The 21,104-nt window shown below is 33.5% G+C and carries 18 protein-coding genes, 1 tRNA gene and 1 pseudogene; 13 read left to right on the top strand and 7 right to left on the bottom strand.

Annotated features, from left to right (window positions below; genetic code table 11):
• The first annotated feature begins 331 nt into the window (after positions 1-331).
• Positions 332-3,178, top strand: a complete 2,847-nt coding sequence (locus BLV91_RS11510) for a PAS domain S-box protein (RefSeq protein WP_091433395.1) — start codon at positions 332-334, stop codon at positions 3,176-3,178.
• Positions 3,175-3,570, top strand: a complete 396-nt coding sequence (locus BLV91_RS11505; RefSeq protein WP_091433394.1) for a response regulator — start codon at positions 3,175-3,177, stop codon at positions 3,568-3,570. Before BLV91_RS11510 ends, BLV91_RS11505 begins: the two co-directional genes overlap by 4 nt.
• 23 nt (positions 3,571-3,593) lie before the next feature.
• On the opposite strand, the gene BLV91_RS11500 is transcribed toward BLV91_RS11505, so the two are convergent.
• Positions 3,594-4,139, bottom strand: coding sequence for a hypothetical protein (locus tag BLV91_RS11500; RefSeq protein ID WP_091433391.1), 546 nt, complete (start codon positions 4,137-4,139; stop codon positions 3,594-3,596).
• An 89-nt stretch (positions 4,140-4,228) separates the two neighbouring features.
• Here BLV91_RS11500 and BLV91_RS11495 point away from each other — a divergent pair, with 89 nt between their 5' ends.
• The 5 genes and pseudogenes from BLV91_RS11495 (at position 4,229) to BLV91_RS11475 (ending at position 6,972) form a co-directional block, all read left to right on the top strand.
• Positions 4,229-4,477 carry a hypothetical protein gene (locus tag BLV91_RS11495; protein WP_091433388.1) on the top strand — a complete coding sequence of 83 codons (249 nt, stop codon included), beginning with the start codon at positions 4,229-4,231 and terminating at the stop codon, positions 4,475-4,477.
• A gap of 173 nt (positions 4,478-4,650) precedes the next feature.
• Entirely contained in the window at positions 4,651-5,091 is a 441-nt protein-coding gene (locus BLV91_RS11490; protein ID WP_091433385.1) for a KTSC domain-containing protein, read from the top strand.
• Positions 5,092-5,529: 438 nt separating this feature from the next.
• On the top strand, positions 5,530-6,306 hold the full coding sequence (locus BLV91_RS11485) for a DUF4369 domain-containing protein (protein ID WP_091433383.1): 777 nt from the start codon (positions 5,530-5,532) through the stop codon (positions 6,304-6,306).
• An 18-nt stretch (positions 6,307-6,324) separates the two neighbouring features.
• A pseudogene (locus BLV91_RS11480) lies at positions 6,325-6,711 on the top strand (TlpA family protein disulfide reductase); the annotation flags it as partial.
• A gap of 176 nt (positions 6,712-6,887) precedes the next feature.
• Positions 6,888-6,972 (top strand) — tRNA-Tyr (locus BLV91_RS11475).
• A gap of 178 nt (positions 6,973-7,150) precedes the next feature.
• On the opposite strand, the gene BLV91_RS11470 is transcribed toward BLV91_RS11475, so the two are convergent.
• Together BLV91_RS11470 and BLV91_RS11465 are read right to left on the bottom strand one after the other, a co-directional pair.
• Complete coding sequence (locus BLV91_RS11470) at positions 7,151-7,840, bottom strand: SIMPL domain-containing protein (RefSeq protein WP_091433474.1); 690 nt, start codon at positions 7,838-7,840, stop codon at positions 7,151-7,153.
• Between the two features lie 52 nt (positions 7,841-7,892).
• Complete coding sequence (locus BLV91_RS11465) at positions 7,893-8,531, bottom strand: rhomboid family intramembrane serine protease (protein ID WP_091433377.1); 639 nt, start codon at positions 8,529-8,531, stop codon at positions 7,893-7,895.
• 115 nt (positions 8,532-8,646) lie between these two features.
• On the opposite strand from BLV91_RS11465, the gene BLV91_RS11460 reads away from it, so the two are divergent.
• Both BLV91_RS11460 and BLV91_RS11455 read left to right on the top strand, forming a co-directional pair.
• A complete protein-coding gene (locus BLV91_RS11460) occupies positions 8,647-9,519 on the top strand; it encodes a lysophospholipid acyltransferase family protein (RefSeq protein ID WP_091433374.1) in 873 nt (290 codons plus the stop codon).
• Between the two features lie 75 nt (positions 9,520-9,594).
• Positions 9,595-11,160 carry a protein adenylyltransferase SelO gene (locus BLV91_RS11455; RefSeq protein WP_091433371.1) on the top strand — a complete coding sequence of 522 codons (1,566 nt, stop codon included), beginning with the start codon at positions 9,595-9,597 and terminating at the stop codon, positions 11,158-11,160.
• Between the two features lie 41 nt (positions 11,161-11,201).
• On the opposite strand, the gene BLV91_RS11450 is transcribed toward BLV91_RS11455, so the two are convergent.
• On the bottom strand, positions 11,202-12,689 hold the full coding sequence (locus BLV91_RS11450; RefSeq protein ID WP_091433368.1) for an aminotransferase class V-fold PLP-dependent enzyme: 1,488 nt from the start codon (positions 12,687-12,689) through the stop codon (positions 11,202-11,204).
• Positions 12,690-12,892: 203 nt separating this feature from the next.
• Here BLV91_RS11450 and BLV91_RS11445 point away from each other — a divergent pair, with 203 nt between their 5' ends.
• Positions 12,893-13,915 (top strand): alkaline phosphatase D family protein, encoded by a 1,023-nt coding sequence (locus BLV91_RS11445; protein WP_091433365.1) that lies wholly within the window; start codon positions 12,893-12,895, stop codon positions 13,913-13,915.
• 68 nt (positions 13,916-13,983) lie between these two features.
• Here the strand turns inward: BLV91_RS11445 and BLV91_RS11440 are convergent, their stop codons facing one another.
• The 3 genes from BLV91_RS11440 to BLV91_RS11430 form a co-directional block, all read right to left on the bottom strand.
• Positions 13,984-14,568, bottom strand: a complete 585-nt coding sequence (locus tag BLV91_RS11440; protein ID WP_091433362.1) for a porin family protein — start codon at positions 14,566-14,568, stop codon at positions 13,984-13,986.
• 32 nt (positions 14,569-14,600) lie between these two features.
• Positions 14,601-15,377: a membrane metalloprotease gene (locus tag BLV91_RS11435; protein ID WP_091433359.1), complete on the bottom strand. Its 777-nt coding sequence runs from the start codon at positions 15,375-15,377 to the stop codon at positions 14,601-14,603.
• A gap of 95 nt (positions 15,378-15,472) precedes the next feature.
• Positions 15,473-16,516, bottom strand: a complete 1,044-nt coding sequence (locus BLV91_RS11430; RefSeq protein WP_091433355.1) for a hypothetical protein — start codon at positions 16,514-16,516, stop codon at positions 15,473-15,475.
• Positions 16,517-16,859: 343 nt separating this feature from the next.
• Between BLV91_RS11430 and BLV91_RS11425 the strand changes: the two genes are divergently transcribed.
• From BLV91_RS11425 to BLV91_RS11415, 3 genes are all read left to right on the top strand, one after another.
• A complete protein-coding gene (locus BLV91_RS11425; RefSeq protein WP_091433352.1) occupies positions 16,860-17,375 on the top strand; it encodes an RNA polymerase sigma factor in 516 nt (171 codons plus the stop codon).
• A gap of 61 nt (positions 17,376-17,436) precedes the next feature.
• Positions 17,437-18,351 (top strand): FecR family protein, encoded by a 915-nt coding sequence (locus BLV91_RS11420; protein ID WP_091433349.1) that lies wholly within the window; start codon positions 17,437-17,439, stop codon positions 18,349-18,351.
• Positions 18,338-20,866, top strand: coding sequence for a TonB-dependent receptor (locus BLV91_RS11415; RefSeq protein ID WP_091433346.1), 2,529 nt, complete (start codon positions 18,338-18,340; stop codon positions 20,864-20,866). The genes BLV91_RS11420 and BLV91_RS11415 overlap by 14 nt, the downstream gene beginning before the upstream one ends.
• The last annotated feature ends 238 nt before the right edge of the window (positions 20,867-21,104 follow it).

The raw sequence follows: 21,104 nt of genomic DNA, 5'->3' as shown, positions 1-21,104 counted from the left end.
TAATTCAATAAAAAATTATTCCGAAATGAGAAAACTGAGTTAGTGGCTTTTGGTCTGATATTAAGATATTGGTTTGCTTTCCTATGTGCATTTATTAAAATTACTTTTGATAAAAAACTAATTTAAAAAATTGCAAAAGGTAATTTTGGTATGTATAATTCACAATAAAACATAAAATTCCTTGGCTATTTAAAAGTAATTGATAAAAAAGAAGTTTAAATCTATTTCTATAAGATTTTTTAATTAATTTGCCTTCCATTATAGTACGCGATTCATTCTAATATTTGAATGTTAGTCATATTAGCAATCCCAAATTGTCCAAATAAAACCAATGAAGTCTATAAATAAGAGGTCTAATTTAATCGGTTGGTTTTTAAAAAGACCAAAAATTGCGGGACTTTTAGTTTCACTAATCTTATGTATAGTCCTATTCTATGTTGTTTCTCAGCGTTATCAAATCGTGAAGGAAAACAAAGAGAAAGAAATGGAGAATATCCTCTCGGCAGTGCAGCAGAATATTGGACAGTCTTTAAAAAATTGTTATGCAACAACATTGACACTGGCCCTTATCATTAATGATGATAATGGCGTACCTCAAAATTTTGACAAAATTGCCAGCCAATTATTGGCTTCGAACAGCAGCATCAATTCTGTTCAATTAGTACCTGATGGAATAATTAGGTATATCTATCCCATGAAAGGGAATGAAGCCGCGATGGGCTTAAACATACTGAAATCTAAAAACCTCAGAAAAGAAGCTTTGCAGTCCGTCGCCAACAAAAAGATGTATTTTGCTGGACCATTTGAACTCGTACAGGGTGGTACAGGAATTGTGGGCCGATTTCCCGTTTATAATGAAAATAAATTTTGGGGATTTTCGGCCGTTGTAATAAGGCTGGAAACTTTATTTAAAACTTCTGGGATAAGTACGATAGACACATCAAAATACTATTTCCAACTTTCGAAAATTAATCCTAATACTTCAAAGGAAGAGTTTTTCTTACCCATGGTTGGAGACTTTTCTACAAAAAATTATGTTTCCAAAACGATATCCGATGGAGACTGGAAAATATATTTGATAAGTAAAAATCCAAATGATGTTTATGCCCAGCTAATCGTTCCAACTGTTTTAGGGTTTATTTTGGCTTTGTTTTTTGGTGTTTTTATTCTCTTGATTTTTAGAAAACCAGCTGAATTACAACTTTTAGTAAATGAGCAGGCCACTAAGTTATTCAATAGCGAAATAAAATTCAAGACTATTTTTGATCAAGCCTCAGTAGGAATTGCACGTATTGATTCCTACACAGGTTATTTCATGGAAGTTAACGAAAAACATCGCGATTTACTGGGATATACTTTGGAGGAAATTAAAAATAAAAATTTTCAATCCGTAACTTACGCTGAAGATCTCGCCGCCGATTTATCTAATTTAGAAAAGCTTAGGCAAGGTGAAATACGTGAGTATTCGATGGAAAAAAGATACATTACGAAATTAGGAGAAATAATTTGGGTAAACATTACCGTTTCTCCCATGTGGCAAATTAATGAAACCGTGACAACTCATATTGCAATTGTTGAAGATATCTCTGCAAAAAAAGAAGGTGAAGAGTTACTTAAAAAAAGTGAAGTACGATTCAAAAGTTTGTTTGACGACTCCCCTTTAGCCCTATGGGAAGAAGACTATTCAGCAGTAAAAAAGTATCTTGCCGAATTAAATCTGATCAATGAAGATCCACAAATCGTAACCGCATTTTTACAGAGCCATCCAGAAATAATGCAAAAATGTTTTTCTTTGATTAAAGTTCTCAATGTCAACAATCAATGCTTGATTGAATATGCACCAAAAACAAAACTTGAACATCTTAGTAATACAGATATTTTGTTTGGGAAAGAATTACCCCATTATTTTATCAAACACCTTGTGGCTATTTGCCAAGGGAATAATCATTTAAATATAGAAGCTCAGATAAAAAACCCTAAAAATGAAATAAGGGATATTCATCTTATTTATAGTGTAGTAAAAGGATATGAAGACACATTAGAAAGAGTAATTATTGCAACAGAGGATATCACTGAGCGTAAATCGGCTGAAAAAAAAGCATTAAATACGCAACAAAAAATAGAATCTCTAATCAATACAGTTGATGGTATTGTATGGGAATGTGATGTTGAAACATTACATTTTTCTTTCATTAGTAAAAAAGTAAAAGACATATTAGGTTATAATCCTGAGGAATGGACCTCAAATCCAAATTTCTGGAAAGATCATATTCATCCAGATGACAGTCAATGGGTTCAACAATTCTGTAAAACAAATACCGATGCAAACTTAAATCATGATTTTGAATACCGAATGATTGCAAAAAGCGGTGCTTCGGTATGGCTTAGAGACATTGTGAATATAATAATTGAAAACGGCAGAGCAACAAGTATGCGTGGCATAATGATTGACATTACAGAAACCAAAAAAGCAGAAAAAGAACTGAATAACTCCTTTAATTTGGTTACTGAACAAAATCAAAGACTACTAAATTTTTCTTATATAGTATCTCATAACCTAAGATCTCATACCAGTAACATCTCATCAATTGTAAACTTAATAGAAATCTCAGAGACGCAGGAAGAAAGAGACGAGATGGTTCAATTGTTAAAAACAGTTTCTGAATCCTTAAATGATACGATGGTTCACTTAAATGAAGTAATCAATATAAGAACAAACATTGGCTTAGTGTCTCAATCAATAGATCTAAAACAATATATAGATACAGCTCAAAATGTCCTAACCGAACAAATAGCGTTAAATGATGTATCAATAACCACTACTATCCCTAAGAATGTAATGGTTAATTATAATCCGGCTTATCTAGAAAGTATACTCTATAATATTATCTCTAATTCTATTCGATACAGACATCCAGAACGAAAACCAGAAATTTCAATAGATTGGTTTTTAGAAAACGATATGAATGTACTCCAAATTTCAGATAATGGTGTTGGAATTGACCTTGTGAAAAATGCTGATAAAATTTTTGGGATGTACAAAACATTCAGTAATAACCCAGATTCCAAAGGAATCGGTTTATTTATAACGAAAAATCAAATTGAAGCTATGGGTGGAAGCATAACCGTAGAAAGCCAACCAAATATGGGAACTACTTTTAAAATTTATATACAATGACAAAAAAAAATATTTGGGTAATTGATGATGATCCTATTTATCAAATTCTTATTGATAAAATAATCAAAAAAGCAGAAGTTTTTTCTTCATTCTCTTCTTTTAAAAATGGAGAAGAAGCTATTAATGCGTTGAACGATTCATTAAAAAATATGGACTCGCTACCAGATTTAATTCTATTAGACATCAACATGCCCGTGATGAATGGATGGGAATTTATGGAAGCATTCGCTCTAATAAAATCGCTAATTGAAAAACCAATCAGTGTTTATATCGTAAGCTCATCCATCGCAGTTGAAGACAAAAATAAATCAAAAACATATCCAAATATCTTAGGTTATCTATCGAAACCGATTTCCATAAACGATTTATTATTAATTGCTTCTAACGATTAAAGCGACATTACAAATAGAAAATCCTAAGCTAATTCCCTCTTTATTTCCTCCAATGTTTTATTGGTAAAAATTAATTCGTCTATAATTTCTTTTCTCAAAAGATCCAAATCATCATATTCAAAATACTTTGCCCATGATGTTAAATTAAGGAGATTCCTAATTTGCTTGATTTTTTTAGTAGTTTCAAAACTGGTTCTGAGGATTGCCTTTTTATCATAATCCGGATTGTTTCTATGCTGATAGTTTACGGTATTCTTGACATAATTCATCTCAATATAGTACAATTCATCTAGGGCATTATCTGGGTAAAAACTAGTCCAAGGAGCAAAACCCAATTTAAATTTTGATTCTGATTCGGGTTCCAAAGGCTCCAAACGCCATTTGCTATTGGCTAATCTTCCCCAATGATTTGACAATCGATACATTCCTACCTTAGTATAATAATAACTACTGCCCGATTTACTTGCATATTGTACCACTAGCCCTTCAATTTCTTTTATTGGCATTTCTTGAAACACGCAAAAAGTGTTTTTAAAGGACTTGGGACTAGGACGAAATATTTTTTGCATGCGCAAATATAATCAGAATGTGCAGAACGTAGCTAGACAACTAATATTTGATTAACTTTGCAACTTGAATTTTTTAAAACAAATAGATTATGACCAAAGGTGCTGAAGAAAGAATGTTACAAAAAGGAGTTTATACTGGAACAATTGAAAAAGATGAAAACAACAATTTCTTTTGTGGTGAATTTCTTTTAGATTATAAAATGGTTATGGCTAAACATGTTGTTGGTGATATGATTACGATAAAAACAATTATCGAAAATCCAAGTGACATCAGTCATAACAAGTATCCGAAAAAATCAAAAAATTTCGATAAAGCAAATAACAAGCCACAACAATAGTACCCTTTTAGAATAAAATCCCCGCAAACAAAGAGGTAAACAGCTTTTTTTAGAATATTTATTGGTCTCCAACTAAAGAGTAAAAAAAAAGTGTACCTTTGCAAAAAATTTGTCGGGGATAGAAATCAAATTATATTGAATTCTTATTAAAAGACAAGTAGTTACCATATTATATGAAAAAAATAGTTGAATACCGCAAACTACTAAATGTAGAAAAAACTGCAGAGCTAAAAGATCTAAAAACAATTTATCGTAATGCGATGAAAGAGGCACATCCTGATAAATTTCAAGGTGATGAAACTGGACTGAAAGCTGCAGAAGAGAATAGTAAGAAAATCATTGAAGCTTATCATTTTTTGGTTAGCATCAATCCTGAAACTATTAAACAAAATTTACCAGAATATACTGAAACAATTAACACAGCTACAATAACTGATTATAAGTTTGTTGAAGGTAGGTTAATAATCAATTTTTCAAATGGAAGTGTTTACGAATACATTAGTGTTCCTAAAGCTACTTACGTGAAGATGGTGAACGCTTCTTCTCCTGGAAGATTTGCAAAAAGACATATTCTAAATTCTTTTACTTGGAGAAAAACATTAAACCAAGATTAAGTTTTTATATAAAAACAAAAAAGCACTCTTTTTAAGAGTGCTTTTTTTTTGCCTCATATTTTCTGGATACTTGACACCCTATTTTAGACAACAACAATGGGTACAATTAATATTAAACGGAGCTAATCATAACTTAATTTACTCGTTTACAAACCCATACATGATTAAAAAGCACAACTAAGCACTTCAAAATTTAACTCTAGCAAAATTCCTTTTTCTAGAAGTTCACAAAGTCATATTGTAAACATTATTCCCCCAAGTAATACAAATTTGAAATTAACATAAATACTATCTCAAATACAGTAATAAACGACTCAAATACTGCATTTAAATATAAAGAAATTAATTAAAAAATAACAAAATTTTAGGTAATAAAATTAATTATACTTTAATTATTTTAGATACTTTTGCACACTTAACTCAATTAACTAATTAACAATGAAAAAAATAATTTTATTACTTTCTGTTGCTGTCGTTTTATTTTCTTGCAACAAAGTCGGAAAAGACGAATTCCTTATCACTGGTACTGCAACTGGTATTGAAAATGGTAAAACTATAATCCTAGAAACTCAAGATCCTACTACAGGTGCAATAACTGCTTTAGATACTGTAAAGGTAGAAAATGGTAAATTTGAAATTAAAGGAAAAGTTACAGAACCATCTTTCCATACTATTCAATTAGAAGCAGTAGCTGGAAAAGCGCCTTACACTAAGATTCCTTTTATATTGGAAAATGGTGAAATCATCATTGCAATTGACAAAGACAGTATTCAAAAAACTAAAGTTTCAGGTACATACAGCAATGATGAGTACGCGAAATTTAATGAGGAGATCAAAGTAGTTCAAAAGAAACTAATGGATTTTCAAACTCAAAACATGCAAGCAATGAATACAGCACAACAAACTAAAGATACTGCTGTAATCAACAAATTAATGCAAGGTTTTTCAAAATTACAAGAAGAAGTAGGTGTTGCATCTAAAGCAAAATACACAACTTATGCTGAAACACATCCTAAATCTTACATTAGTGTTTTAATTGTACAAGGTATGGCTAACGATCCAAGTGCTGACATTAAAAAAACTGAAACAATTTTTAACAGTTTAGAAGAGTCTTTGAAAAAGACTAAAGCTGGTATCGCTGTAAAAGCAAGACTAACTGAAATAAACTCTCCTGCTGTTGGTGCAAACGCTGCTCCAGTTGGAGACGCTAACTGAACTTCAAATTTTTCTGCACCTAATCCAGAGGGAAAAGTTATTTCTCTTAAAGAAAGCTTAGGTAAGGTTACAATTGTTGATTTTTGGGCTTCATGGTGTGGTCCTTGTAGACAAGAAAACCCAAATGTGGTTGCTATCTATAAAGAGTTACATCCAAAGGGGCTAAACATCATTGGCGTTTCTTTAGATAAAGATGCTGCTAAATGGAAAGAAGCTATTGCGAAAGATAAGTTAACTTGGAATCAAGTATCTAATTTAAAATTTTGGGACGAGCCTATTGCAGCTCAATATGGTGTTGAAGCCATTCCTGCAACCTTCATACTTGATGCTTCAGGTAAAATTGTGGCAAGAGATTTAAGAGGCGCTGAACTTAGAGCAAAAATCATCGAACTTTTGGCTAAATAATCCGTTTTTTAGAACAAAATAAAAAAATCTCCCTTGTGGAGATTTTTTTATTTTATTCAATACCAATACGTTAAAAATAATAGTGAAATTAAGTGCAAAAAATGTTTGCAGAAACGAAAAGTGTTACTATATTTGCCACCGCTAACAACAACGAAAGTGTTGCAAGCAAAGGCCTCGGGGAGATACTCAAGCGGCCAACGAGGGCAGACTGTAAATCTGCTGACTACGTCTTCGTAGGTTCGAATCCTACTCTCCCCACCAAAACGCTGCAAGCAATTGCAGCGTTTTTTTTTGCACTTATATTTAACCAAATTTTATTCTTTTTGGTTTTCTAGAAAGCGGCAGACAATCAGTTTGTCATAAAATATATATCCCCAAAAAAAAATCCCTTCTCTTTTTCCAAAGAGAGGGGATTTTGAGGTTTTAACTAGTGGCGTTACTATTCTAAAATAAAACTCACACTTACATTTGCAGTTATTGTAATTTCTCCTTCAGCAAGCGTTTCACGAGTTGTTGCGCTTTCGTCCATTGCCATTGTTTTCATACGTGCATAAACGGGCTGTGGCTGATAGTTTTGTGAGTTATCAGTAATAGTCATCGCTTTACCTACTTTTTGCCCTAAAACAGATACATAGTCCTCGGCTTTAAGCTTCGCATCCTTCATAGCCATTTTTCTGGCATCTGATTGGTACTGCGCTACTTTTGACGACTGAAAAACCACATTATCAATTCGGTTGATCCCTTGATCCACTAGACCTTCCATTAATTCATCATATTTCGATAAGTCCTTTAATAAAATTTCAACGGTTTGAGTAGCTTTATACGTAGTCTTCTTTTTTTCGTAATCAAAAATTGGATTTAAGGAAACGCGTTGTGTTCTATAATCTGCTGGCGCCAAATTCATTCTTTTTATCATCTTTAGCACTGCCTCCATTTGCTTATCATTTTCCTTTTTTACGTCTTTAGCATTATTTCCTTTTGTCTCGACAGTCGCCATAATACTAGCTTGATCAGGAACAACTTTGATCTCACCTACACCCGATAAACTGATTTGAGGAATTTGTTTAACTTCCTGTGCATATGACATGCCCATAAATAACATTGCTATAATTACTGCTGCTTTTTTCATATTGTGTTTTTTGAATTGTTTATTGGTGTATTCTCTTTCAATATCTATGCCATTATAGTTTCCCCATTTTAGCCATAGCAAAAAGGATGATAATAGGAATCGTTAACAAAACCACCATAAAGGTGTGTTCTACAACTAAATTGGGATTGGTGATAAGAGTTATCAAATAACCGCCAATAGCACCTCCAAAATGCGCCGTATGACCTATATTGTCGTTCTTAGCTTTCATTCCGTAGATTGAATATAATAAATATAATATTCCAAAAAGATAGGCAGGCATAGGAATAATAAAAAAGATTCCCAGCATCATATCTGGTCGCAATAATATTGCCGAGTATAATACACCAGTTACGGCACCAGAAGCTCCTATAGCCCTATAATTATAATCATCTTTATGAAATACAATAGTCAATAGACTTCCAAAAATCAAACTACCAAAATAAACTACAACAAATAAAAATTCACCCAAATAATCAATAACAACTGGGGCGAAAAAATAAAGCGTAAACATATTAAAAGCCAAATGCGCTATATCAGCATGAAGGAAACCTGACGATAAAATTCTGATTTGTTCTCCTGAACGAACCCTTCCCATGTGAAATTCATATTTTCTAAAGAACGATTGATCATTAAATCCTTTGTAACTGAAAAGCACATTTGCAACGATTATTGCAATTAATATTAAATTCATAAAGTATGTTTATTGTGAATTGTAAATGTAGTGATTCTCCAATACTTCATTAGTACCTTCGTATAATTTATATGTTTATCCATTTTTGACTTATCTTTGCAAGAAAAATTACTGCATGCAATTTCTTATATTTATAATAGCTTACCCTTTTCTTTGGATAATATCTATTCTCCCTTTCCGAATTTTTTATTTATTATCAGATGCGGTATATTTCTTAGTTTACTATGTCATAGGCTATCGCAAAAAAACCGTTAGGGCAAATATAGCTTTAGCTCTACCTTATCTTAGCCAAGAAGAACGTCTCTCAATAGAAAAAAAATCATACCGCCACTTATGCGACATGTTTATGGAAATGACAAAAACCATGACCATTTCATCCCAAGAGATGAATAAAAGATTCGTAATAACAAATCTTGAAGTCATGAAAGAATATGAGCAAAAAGAAAAAAGCATAATGCTTTTAGCATCCCACTACGCAAGTTGGGAATGGTTAATTACCTTAAATCAAAAAGTTAGCTACCAAGGCATAGGTGTTTATAAAAAAATCAGCAACAAATATTTTGACAAACTCATTAGGGACATTCGTTCAAAATACAACACTGAATTAGTTACCACCAGTAAAACGATTCCCCTAATTGCTCACAATCAAAAAAACGGCATTCTTTCTATATACGGTTTAGCCAGTGACCAATCTCCAAAATCGGACCGAATCTTTCATTGGGACAGCTTCATGGGAGTAGAAGTTCCAGTTCACACCGGTGCTGAAATGCTAGCTAAAAAACATGATTTGAATGTTATTTTTGCAAAAGTAAAAAAGGTAAAAAGAGGATATTATGAAGCGACTTTAATTCCTTTGAGCGACGATCCTAGGTCTGTACCCGATTTCGGAATTACACATGCCTTCATCAAGGAAGTTGAAAATCAAATTTATGAGGCCCCTGAGTATTACTTCTGGACTCATAAAAGATGGAAACACCGTCGCCAATAAATCAAACTACATTGGGTTTTAATTAACTACTGTTACCAAAATATTTTATTAATTTTGGTACTAATACACTATAAAATGAATTTAAAAATCAACAATAGGTTTAGTACGGAACTTCCTGCAGATACTAATGAAACAAATGTTACGCGTCAGGTTAAAAACGCTTGTTTTTCCTATGTTAAACCCAGAATTCCTTCTGATCCTAAATTAATTCATGTTACGGAAGAAGTTTTAGAATTACTTGGTATCACTAAAGAAGAAGCTCAATCAGAAGAGTTTACAAATATATTTTCCGGAAAAGAATTGCTTCCCAATACCCGTCCTTATTCCATGAGTTATGCCGGACATCAGTTTGGCAACTGGGCTGGACAATTGGGCGATGGGAGAGCCATCATTCTGACAGAAATTGAAAACAATCAACGAACATATACCTTACAATTAAAGGGAGCTGGGCTTACTCCCTACTCTCGTGGAGCAGATGGACTGGCAGTATTGCGTTCTTCTATTCGGGAGCATTTATGCAGCGAAGCTATGTTCCATTTAGGCGTTCCTACTACTCGCTCACTTTCATTACTACTTACAGGCGATCAGGTATTACGTGACGTAATGTATGACGGTCATCCCGATTATGAAAAAGGGGCCGTGGTTTGCAGAGTAGCACCATCTTTTATACGTTTTGGGAATTTTGAACTTTTTTCCTCGCAAAATGACCTAAAAACATTGAAATCACTAGCTGATTTTACCATTAAATATCATTTCCCAGAAATAAAAGTGACAGGAAAAGAAAGCTACATTCAGTTCTTCCAAGAGGTTGCAAACAAAAACCTTGAAATGGTCGTACACTGGCAACGTGTAGGGTTTGTCCACGGCGTAATGAATACTGATAACATGTCCATTCTTGGACTTACCATAGATTATGGACCTTACGGCTGGTTAGAAGATTATAATCCAGACTGGACCCCAAATACAACGGATCGTGAAAACTGCAGGTATCGTTTTGGTAACCAACCCGAAATTGTACTTTGGAATCTATACCAATTGGCCAACGCATTATATCCATTGATTGAAGAGGCTGCTCCGTTAGAAGCTATTTTAAATAGTTTTCAGAGTAAATATGAAGCCGATTATGCCAATATGATGCGCAGTAAATTAGGTCTTGTTACCAAAGATGAAAATGACAATCAACTGATTCATTTACTTACCGAAAATTTGCAGCAGACAGAAACAGATATGACTATTTTCTTTAGAAATTTAAGTAAAATAAAGAAAGTGCAATCTGAAGAAGAGGCTTTTTCACTAATAGCTGATTCTTTCTATAAAATAAATGAAGTTAAAGATCAGCTAAAAGAAACTTGGTTGTATTGGTTTACCCAATATTTGAATCGTTTGAGACAGGAAGAACAAACTGATGAAGATAGAAAAGTAGCAATGAATGCTGTAAACCCGAAATATGTTTTACGAAATTACATGGCACAATTAGCTATTGAAGCCGCTGACAAAGACGATTATTCGTTAATAGAAGAATTACATCTTTTATTAAAAAATCCATATCAGGAACAACCGCAATCTGAAAAATGGTTTGTCAAACGACCTGATTGGGCCAGAGAAAAAATTGGAAGTTCTATGTTGTCTTGCAGTTCTTAGCAGACAACATAGAATTTATTTATTATTAGAAGCTCTTTCGATTATAATGAAAACCAGTTATTTACCAATTTATCCTCTAATGGCTGTGCTTGTTTATGTACAAACTCATTAGTATCTCTGTTATAATCATAATCCAAAGCCCAAGTTTTGTGGTTTTCGGCCAATGCTTTAATGCTATTACACACAGATTCAATTTCAGCAGTGGTCGTTGTAGGATGAATAGACATTCTGATCCAACCCGGTTTTCTGATCAAATCACCCAAGGTAATTTCATCTATCAATTTATGCGAAGTTTCTTGATCCACATGTAGTAAAAAATGCCCGTAAGTACCGGCACAACTACAACCTCCACGGGTTTGGATTCCGAATTTATCGTTCAATAATTTCACGCCTAAATTAAAATGCAAGTCATCTACATAAAAGGAAATTACTCCTAGCCTATCTTGATGTTGCCCTGCTAAAATCTTAATATTGTCTACATTACCTAATTCTGCAAAAACATAATCAACGACTTCATGTTCTCGTTTTAGGATGTTTTCAATTCCCATTTTTTCTTTTAACTGAATAACAAGTGCAGTTTTAATAACCTGCAGGAAACCCGGTGTTCCACCATCTTCTCTATCTTCAATGTTATCAATGAATTTATGTTCGCCCCAAGGATTTGTCCAAGAAACGGTTCCTCCACCTGGATTATCTGGAACTAAATTTTGATATAATTTTTTATTAAAAACCAATACACCAGGAGTTCCTGGTCCGCCAAGGAATTTATGAGGCGAAAAGAAAATGGCGTCCAAATAACTTTCCGGATCTTCAGGATGCATATCTATTTCTACATAAGGACCAGAACAAGCAAAATCAACAAAACAAAGTCCGTTGTGTTGATGCATTATTTTTGCGGCTTCATGGTACGGCGTTTTAATACCTGTTACATTAGAACAAGAGGTAATTGATGCAATCTTGAAAGTCCTGTCTTTATACTTTTCCAAAACTATCTTAAGATTTTCGATGCTGAATAAGCCATCTTCAGTAGAAGGTATAACCTCAACGTCAGCAATCGTTTCTAACCAAGAAGTTTGGTTTGAATGATGCTCCATGTGCGAAATAAAAACGATTGGTCTTTTTTCAGCTGGAATAGTAATAAAGTCTTTAAGATTTTCTGGTACTTTTAATCCTAAAATACGTTGGAACTTATTGACTACACCGGTCATTCCTGTTCCATCAGTAATTAGGATATCATTTACATCTGCATTTACATGATGCTTGATAATATGTCTCGCCTTATGATATGCCTTAGTCATGGCAGTACCGGAAATAGTCGTTTCGGTATGTGTATTAGCCACAAAAGGTCCAAATTCATTCATCAATTTTTCCTCTATAGGGCGATAGAGCCTACCACTGGCTGTCCAGTCAGTATAGATAATTTTTTGATCTCCATAAGGAGAAACGAAATTTTGATCTATTCCTATGATATTCTTACGAAACTGTTGAAAATATTGTTCTAACTGAGTTGGAGATTCTTTAACGGTCATGACATTCTTTTATTAAGTACCAAAGATATTGATTTTTATCGATTTAAAAATTTGAACTTTTATTACATTCCATATTCTTAAATTATTTATTCCATCAATCAAGAAAATCCGGGAAAAATTTAAAGTTAATTTGACAATAAAATAAATTCCGTAAAAAAATAAAACTCTAATTTTATAACTTATAATTAAGTCCCTTATTACACATGAAAAAAATCATTTTAGCTTTTAGTATTCTTCTATTCATCAATTGTAAAAGCACGTCTAACTTAGACTTAAAGCCTACTCAAAATCAATACACTATTGCTTTTGGGTCCTGCGATAATCAAAAAATAAAAAATGAACTTTGGGAATCAATTGATACCAACCATCCTTCAGTTTGGATTTGGGGTGGTGACAATGTTTATTCAGATACTAATGACATGCAAGTTTTAAAAGCAAATTTTGACCTTCAAAAACAAGATTCAGCTTATCAGCATTTTATAAAAAACAAAATTATACTTGGGACTTGGGATGACCATGATTATGGACTAAATGATGGCGGACATGAATACCGCTTTAAAAAAGAAAGTCAAAACTACTTATTTGATTTTTTGGATACTCCTAAAAATGCAGCTGAAAGAAAACGAGATGGTGTTTATAATTCGAAAACAATAACAGTAAACAACCATCAAATAAAGATTATCATTCTGGATACCCGCTATTTTAGAACTGAGTTAACCAAATCGCAAGACTCTAACAAGCGATTCCAGCCCAATACTTACGGCGAGGGAACTATTTTAGGAAAAGAACAATGGCAATGGCTGACGAAAGAACTAAACTCCTCTAAAGCAGAATTCAATGTGATTGTCAGTAGTATTCAATTTTTATCTAACAAGCATGGCTTTGAATGTTGGGGGAATTTTCCTCATGAAGTTGAGAAATTAGAAAAATTGATTGTTTCTTCTAAAGCCCAAGGGACTTTTATAGTTTCTGGAGATCGCCATATTGCATTGTTTTCAACTAAGAGAGTACCTCAACTTCCTTACGACTTAGTAGATTTCACTTCAAGTGGACTCACACATACTTATACCTCTTTCCCAGGAGAAGAAAACCCCTATTTAGAAGGAGAAGTTGTCAAAGAATTGAATTTCGGAATTTTAAAATTCGATTTTGATACCCATACTGTCCAAATGGAAATTCGAGGAAAAGAAAATAAACTGCTGGGGCAACACCTTCAAAAATACTAAAACGGATTAAATAGAAAAACCCTCCCAAAGCGTACTTTGTGAGGGTTTAAATATAAAAGCTAGTGGGACTACAAATCGAATCCTACTGAGAATTGCCAAACACGATTATGTGCTTTGTCATTATCATACAAATCCCCTAGGCCTAAATGATAACGTACTCCTAAGCTTATTCCAGAATTAGTTTTAAAACCACCTCCAAAATTCATTCCCCAATCAAAACTGTTTGGATCTCTTTCTGTTGAGCCACTGATGACACCATTATACTCTTCTTTATGAGATACTGCCAATCCTATTTGCGGACCTGCTTCCAAAAACACGTTTTTAGAAGGATAGGCTTTAAGCATCACTGGTAAGTTGATGTAATCCAGTTTTTGGGTAAATGTCCCACCATTTGCATATTTTTCCTCAAATCCTTGTTGTGAATACATCAATTCAGGTTGAATAGAAAAGCTTTCGCTAATGAATGATTCTCCATAAACACCTACGTGAAATCCGTGGCGTTGTCCTGTTTCTCCACTACCTTCGTAATTAACCGCAGCTAAATTGTACCCCCCTTTTATTCCCATATTTGATTTACGGACTGCACCATCCTGTGCATTCATTGTTGACATTACACCAAAAAGTAAAGCGAGTGTTAAATATTTAATTTTCATAATTTTGTTTTTATATTAGATTTAATTTATACTTATTTTCCTCCGTTTGCACGAAGATCTGCAATACATTGAGCATCTAATTGTGGTGCAGATCCGCCTGAAACCATGTTAGCAATTCCGCTTCCTGATTCAGCTGACCAATACATCAAACAACTCGACACATTACAATGTTTTGTATGTTCCGGATCTTCATGGTTGCTCTGTAATGCAGTTCCTAAATTGGTCAAGCCCAAAATATGTCCAAACTCATGTGTGATTACCGTTGATTCCAGAAGACTTCTATTAGGCTCAAAAGGACTATCGCTTAAACCTTGAATTGTTTTTTCATAAATTACAAATGAAGTATTTCTATAAGCTGTTCCTAGAACAACTGCTGTATCAGTACTACTAACAGACTTAGCATCTGCAAAGAATGCCCAAACCGCAATCTGATCTGAGGTATTGTATTTAATTCTATTAGCATCTTCAATGTCCACAATATCTTGATTTGTATAAGACTCTTTTCCTGGTGAGGCAATTTCTCTTTTTAAAACAGTAATTCCTCCTGGTTTGTAAGTTCTGGCATTCAAAAAAGCAACAAAATTACTTATCGATGAAGCTGACGGTTCAAATCCTTTAACATAAACTACTTCGATAACCATGCTTTTGAAAGCAGCATCCGATAATAAATCATTAGCAGAGCTTCCTGTCGCTTTTTGGTTATTACTGATTAAATTCCCCTCAGCAGATGTTTGGTTTGTACTGTCCTCCTGTGAACAGGAAACTAGTAATGCTATAGCTAATGTTAATAATGCAATTCCTTTTTTCATTTTATTTTTTTATTCTAAATTAATATTTAAAGTACAGCAACCATTGCTAGTCGCTGGACACTAAACAAACCAAACCATAAATCAAACCATTCAATTTATATTTGTTTCAACACTACCGTTATAGCGGCGTTTGTTGTACTTTGTAATGAGATTGATGATGAACTAAAACTTGTTACTTTCCAAGTGTTATTTAACAAACTAAATGAAGCATTTCCTGAAAAAGTTAACTTCAACAATACATCTAATTCTGAACTTACTGCGTAAGTACCAGTTGCAGCTGTACTAAGTGTATTTACCACTTTTATTGACTTGTCATTTGCAAAATCTATTGTAAAATCCTTATAATTATTAGCTGAATCAACTCCTGCACTAATAAAAGATTGAACTCTAAAAGCACCATTCACTAAAATAGTTTCTAATTTTTTAGAATTTTGAACTGCTTCTGACATCGTAGCTTCAGTTTTAATAGAAGCATCAATTGCTGCCTGAAATTCAACATCACTAGAAACAGATGTTTTTGTACCATCAATAAGTGTCACATTCATCGGATATTTAACCGAGAATAATTCTGTGCTGCTTACATTAGACATATACGTATATAATTGTTGTTCAGATGTGATAACAACACTTCCTGTTTGTTCTAAACTCACATTATAAGTTAAAATCGTAATAGGAAAAGTTATGTTTACAGATGAAATGGCACTTTGACCTGAAGACTGTGCAGATGAACAAACGTTTACAATTGCATTGTATTCTGTTTGATTGTTAACAGTAACTTCAGTATAGTTACTCATTTTCACTTTCAATGGAAATTGAAGCGTAACTGAATCTTGATCATTATTAAACTGACCTAAAATAGAAATTACTTGTGTGTAATCTAGTTGGCTGATCAATGTAATCTTCGTTCCGTTTATCGTTGCTGTTGCAGGCAATACAATCGAAGAACAAGAAGCACCATCAAGAAAATCATCAAATGAACCATCATACATTGAAGTACGTTTCAAATTATTGGCAGTTGTTGAGTTTGCAGCATTCGTATTTGGATTTTGTCCTTGTACATCATCCACTTCACTTTGGCAAGATGTGAAACCTAATATTGACATCAATGCAATTCCTGTAATAGTTCTTAACTTTTTCATATTTTATATTTTTTTATCTTTTTTAAGCGATGCTATAAACGCCTTTCTGATAGTAAGACAACCAAGTTTCTTTTTACCCTACCCTCATTTTAAAATAAAAAATTTTTTTTTCCGAATGCGAAAGCGAACCTTCTAATTAAAAAGCCAAAATTATTTATAAACGGTCTCCTTTCAGTTATACAATTAACCCCATTTATTACAAAATTTACATTTGAAATAGTAATAACCATTAAAAATGGGCAGTTCTACAAATAACTTACAGAAGGACTAATTAAATTATCGTCCATACTTTATTAAAAATAATTTTTACTTTTACTACCTACTAAAAATGAATAGGTATTAAATGAGCGACGACAAAAATAACCTTTGTGACGAAAATCACTTCAATCACTTTTATATAAAAAATGTGCAATCGGCTACGAATTTCGCCTATTACAAATGTGGTGATGCCGATGCTGCTTTAGATTTGGTTCAAGATGCCTTTACTAAAATATGGGAGAATTGTTCTAAAATTGATTTCACCAAAGTGAAAACCTATTTACTTACCACTGTAAATAATCTTTTTTTAAACACTATAAAGCATAATAAGGTGGTTCTGGCTTACGCCAAAGAGACTCCTAACCTCGACACGAACAATCAAAGTCCAGAATACTTATTAGAAGAAGAGGAATTCAAACTAAAACTACAAAATGCTATTTACTCTTTAACAGAAGCTCAGCGCGAAGTGTTTTTGATGAATCGCATCGACGGAAAAAAATACAGAGAGATTGCCGAAATCTTGGAAATATCTCAAAAAGCAGTAGAAAAAAGAATGTCTGCAGCTCTAAAAACATTAAAAGAGCAAATCGAAAACATATAAATAACTGATTCGTAGTAGGGAAAACCGCTATTGGGTTGTCTTACTATTATAGAGGAGCAAAATGAAAAATGAAAAAGAAATACTAAAATGGCTAAATGGAGACCTTTCAAGTCAAGAAATCGAGGATTTAAAAAAATCTGAAGGTTTAGAGACATTGGAAAAAATCGCTCATTACTCATCCAACTTGGAAACTCCAAAAGTCGATGCGCAAAAAGCTTTAGACCATTTTAAATCGAGAAATAAATCCAAAAAGGAAACTAAAGTCAGAACCCTAAACTTCAAAATGATGTATAGGGCAGCTGCAGTGATAGTCGTACTGTTAACGTCAGCGTATTTCTTGTTTTACAACACTACGACTTCATTTGAAACTCAAATAGCACAAACTAAAACGTTCCATCTTCCAGATGATTCCGAAGTCTTATTAAATGCTGCTTCAAAAATCACATTCAATGAAAAAAAATGGGATAAAAACCGCGATTTGACTTTAGAAGGAGAAGCCTACTTTCAAGTAAAAAAAGGGCAAACCTTTAGTGTAAATACTGCCGATGGTGTCGTTAAGGTATTGGGAACTCATTTTAACGTAAAACAACGCAAGAACTATTTTGAAGTGAGTTGTTTCGAAGGTTTAGTTAGCGTAACACATAATAATGAAACAATAAAATTACCTCCGGGAAAAACATTTAGATTAATTAATAATACTATTGAAGATGTTCCTGATTTTAACGCACAAAATCCTTCGTGGATGCAACAGGAATCTAGTTTTGACCGCATTCCGTTAGATCAGGTAATAGCCGAATTAGAGCGTCAATACGATATTAAAATCAAAACTGAAGGCGTTGACACTTCAAAATTATTTACTGGAAGTTTCACTCATAAAGATCAAAAAATAGCATTAGAAGCTATTACTATTCCGCTTAAACTAAGTTATAAAATAGAAGGCAAAACCATTATATTTTACAACTATGAAGTGCAATAAATGGATACTTTATATCTTGTTATGCGCAGGAAGTATTTGCCATGCGCAAAAACCAAATGAAAAAATCCCGTTATCAGGAATCATAAATTCCATTGAGCAACAGTTTAATGTAAAGTTCTCGTATGCTGTTGAAGATGTTGCAGGCATTTCTATTGAGAAGCCAGCCACTACACTGTCGCTACAAGAAACTATGGATTATTTAAACTCTAAAGTACTTTTAAATTTCAAAGCTTTAGACAACCGCTATGTTACAGTTTCGATACTTAACAAAACGCTTCCCGTTTGTGGTACTGTCCTTTCAGAAGAATTAAAAACACCACTTGACGGCGCAACGGTACTTGTGGGAAACGCAGCTACCATTACCAATAAAAATGGTTTTTTTAACATTCCCAATGTTCCAATAACAGAAACAATTTCAATTTCATATCTAGGATATGAAGGAAAACAATATACAGCCAATCAATTATTCTCAGACCAAAATAACTGTAAGAAGCTCTTTTTAAAAACAAGTAATGAAGAGCTCAATCAAGTGCTGATTAATGTGTATTTGACTCCAGGTTTACAAAAATACTTGGACGGAAGTACCGTTTTAAACACCAAGAAATTCGGCATCTTACCCGGACTAATTGAGCCCGATATATTACAATCTATACAAGCATTGCCAGGTGTGGAAAGTACGAATGAAAGCATTGCTAATATCAATGTTCGCGGTGGTACAAACGATCAGAATCTTATGATTTGGGACAATATTAAAATGTACCATTCGGGTCATTTTTTCGGTCTCATATCAGCTTATAATCCTAATCTTACTAATAAAGTAATTGTCACTAAAAACGGAACCAGTGCGGAATATAGCGATGGGGTTTCCAGTACGATTAATATGTTTACTAATGATCAAGTGAGCAATACTTTTTCAGGCGGTGCAGGAATTAATGGTATCAATGCCGATGCTTTTTTGGCCATTCCTATAGCCAAGAATTTGGAAATTGATATTTCAGGCAGGCGTTCTGTAACAGATATTTTTAATACACCCACATTTACCAATTACTACAAACGTAGTTTTCAGGATAGTGAGATCAATGCCGACAGCAATCAAAACAACACCAAATCAGATTTTTATTTCTACGATTATACGGCCAAAATTCTTTTTGACCTGAACGATAAACATCAATTTAGAGCGAATCTTATTGGTATCAATAATGCTTTAGATTATACAGAGTTCAGTACAAACGGTTCCAATTCAGAAACCAAGGCAAGTACGCTATCGCAAAAGAATATTGGATACGGAGGAAACTGGAAAGCACAATGGAATTCTAAATTTAGTACCAACCTTATCAGCTACTTTTCAAAATACAATATCGATGCTACTGATTACAGAATAGAAACGGATCAACTGCTAACAGAAGCCAATGAGGTGTTAGAAACAGCTATAAAATTGAATGCGCATTACAAGGCTACCCCATACTTCAATATATTGGCAGGATATGAGTTTAATGAAACTGGAATGCTGAACCAGACTACCGTTAGCTCTCCATCCTACTCTAGTACTAAGAAAGACGTATTAGACAATCACGGACTTTTTACCGAAGCCGAGTACAATAAAAACAATAGCTATTTGAGAATTGGCGTTCGCTTGAATTATTTTCAAAAGTTTGAAAAATTACTGCTTGAACCAAGGATAAACATCAGACAACAACTATCAAACGCATTTGCGTTAAAACTGGAAGGCGAATTTAAAAACCAAACCGCAATTCAAATTATCGATTTTGAAGATGATTTCCTCGGTGTCGAAAAAAGACGTTGGGTTCTGGTAAATAACGAAAGTATTCCTATAGCTACTAGCAAGCAAGCATCGTTTGGAGTAGAATTCAACAAAAACAAACTCAATATTGACATTACGGGTTTCTACAAAATTGTGGACGGAATAACAGCATCTAATCAAGGTTTTTACAATAATTTTCAATACAAGAAAGCACATGGAAGTTATACCGCCAAAGGAGTTGAATTTTTAACTAATAAAACTTCGGGCCAATTCAGCACATGGATCAGTTATACCTTTAGCGTAAACGATTATCATTTTGATAGCTTTACTCCTTCTACATTCCCAAATAATACTGATATAAGACATTCTGCTTCTTTGGGGATCAATTATGACATCAACAGTAACTTCAAGGTTTCTGTGGGTGGTATTTGGAGAAACGGCCAACCTTACACAATTCCTCTTGCAGGAAACGAAACAGTACAAAACGGCAATACTATTATGGTCAATTATGATTCGCCAAACAGTGAAAACCTAGATGACTTTATGCGTCTAGATGCTTCGCTCAGTTATAGCTTCAAATTTTCGCCGGCTATAAAAGGGGTTCTTCGTGCAGGAGTACTTAATACTACAAATGAAGACAATGTGATTAACCGCTATTACAAAGTGGACCCAAACGATTCTGATAAAACAATAAGAGTGGATAACAAATCCCTTGGTTTGACTCCGAACGTCAGTTTTAGAGTGAGTTTTTAAGACAAAAATCTTTACAGTAATAGTTCCGCAACTAGAGCGCCAAAACCGCAAGCTCTAAATCAAAAAAAAAAAAAAAAATGGGAAATGAGAACATAAATTCTAAATGGGAAATTGTGACTTAAATCCGCTTTAGATAATGAAATAGCCCGTTTAAGAAAGAAAACTAAATAACAAGCCAACTTTCAACTTTGTATTACCCCAATAAAAACATCGTAAAACGCCAATTCGCTCTAATAAA

The sequence above is a fragment of the Flavobacterium degerlachei genome (assembly GCF_900106645.1).
GTDB lineage: Bacteria > Bacteroidota > Bacteroidia > Flavobacteriales > Flavobacteriaceae > Flavobacterium > Flavobacterium degerlachei.
The sequence above is the reverse complement of the archived record's forward strand: the minus strand, read 5'-3'. Positions and strand labels throughout refer to the sequence as shown.

Excerpts from the sequence above, each read along its gene's own strand:
- BLV91_RS11510 (WP_091433395.1), top strand. The coding sequence starts at position 332 with ATGAAGTCTATAAATAAGAGGTCTAATTTAATCGGTTGGTTTTTAAAA.
- BLV91_RS11505 (WP_091433394.1), top strand. The coding sequence starts at position 3,175 with ATGACAAAAAAAAATATTTGGGTAATTGATGATGATCCTATTTATCAA.
- BLV91_RS11500 (WP_091433391.1), bottom strand. The coding sequence starts at position 4,139 with ATGCAAAAAATATTTCGTCCTAGTCCCAAGTCCTTTAAAAACACTTTT.
- BLV91_RS11495 (WP_091433388.1), top strand. The coding sequence starts at position 4,229 with ATGACCAAAGGTGCTGAAGAAAGAATGTTACAAAAAGGAGTTTATACT.
- BLV91_RS11490 (WP_091433385.1), top strand. The coding sequence starts at position 4,651 with ATGAAAAAAATAGTTGAATACCGCAAACTACTAAATGTAGAAAAAACT.
- BLV91_RS11485 (WP_091433383.1), top strand. The coding sequence starts at position 5,530 with ATGAAAAAAATAATTTTATTACTTTCTGTTGCTGTCGTTTTATTTTCT.
- BLV91_RS11470 (WP_091433474.1), bottom strand. The coding sequence starts at position 7,840 with ATGAAAAAAGCAGCAGTAATTATAGCAATGTTATTTATGGGCATGTCA.
- BLV91_RS11465 (WP_091433377.1), bottom strand. The coding sequence starts at position 8,531 with ATGAATTTAATATTAATTGCAATAATCGTTGCAAATGTGCTTTTCAGT.
- BLV91_RS11460 (WP_091433374.1), top strand. The coding sequence starts at position 8,647 with ATGCAATTTCTTATATTTATAATAGCTTACCCTTTTCTTTGGATAATA.
- BLV91_RS11455 (WP_091433371.1), top strand. The coding sequence starts at position 9,595 with ATGAATTTAAAAATCAACAATAGGTTTAGTACGGAACTTCCTGCAGAT.
- BLV91_RS11450 (WP_091433368.1), bottom strand. The coding sequence starts at position 12,689 with ATGACCGTTAAAGAATCTCCAACTCAGTTAGAACAATATTTTCAACAG.
- BLV91_RS11445 (WP_091433365.1), top strand. The coding sequence starts at position 12,893 with ATGAAAAAAATCATTTTAGCTTTTAGTATTCTTCTATTCATCAATTGT.
- BLV91_RS11440 (WP_091433362.1), bottom strand. The coding sequence starts at position 14,568 with ATGAAAATTAAATATTTAACACTCGCTTTACTTTTTGGTGTAATGTCA.
- BLV91_RS11435 (WP_091433359.1), bottom strand. The coding sequence starts at position 15,377 with ATGAAAAAAGGAATTGCATTATTAACATTAGCTATAGCATTACTAGTT.
- BLV91_RS11430 (WP_091433355.1), bottom strand. The coding sequence starts at position 16,516 with ATGAAAAAGTTAAGAACTATTACAGGAATTGCATTGATGTCAATATTA.
- BLV91_RS11425 (WP_091433352.1), top strand. The coding sequence starts at position 16,860 with ATGAGCGACGACAAAAATAACCTTTGTGACGAAAATCACTTCAATCAC.
- BLV91_RS11420 (WP_091433349.1), top strand. The coding sequence starts at position 17,437 with ATGAAAAATGAAAAAGAAATACTAAAATGGCTAAATGGAGACCTTTCA.
- BLV91_RS11415 (WP_091433346.1), top strand. The coding sequence starts at position 18,338 with ATGAAGTGCAATAAATGGATACTTTATATCTTGTTATGCGCAGGAAGT.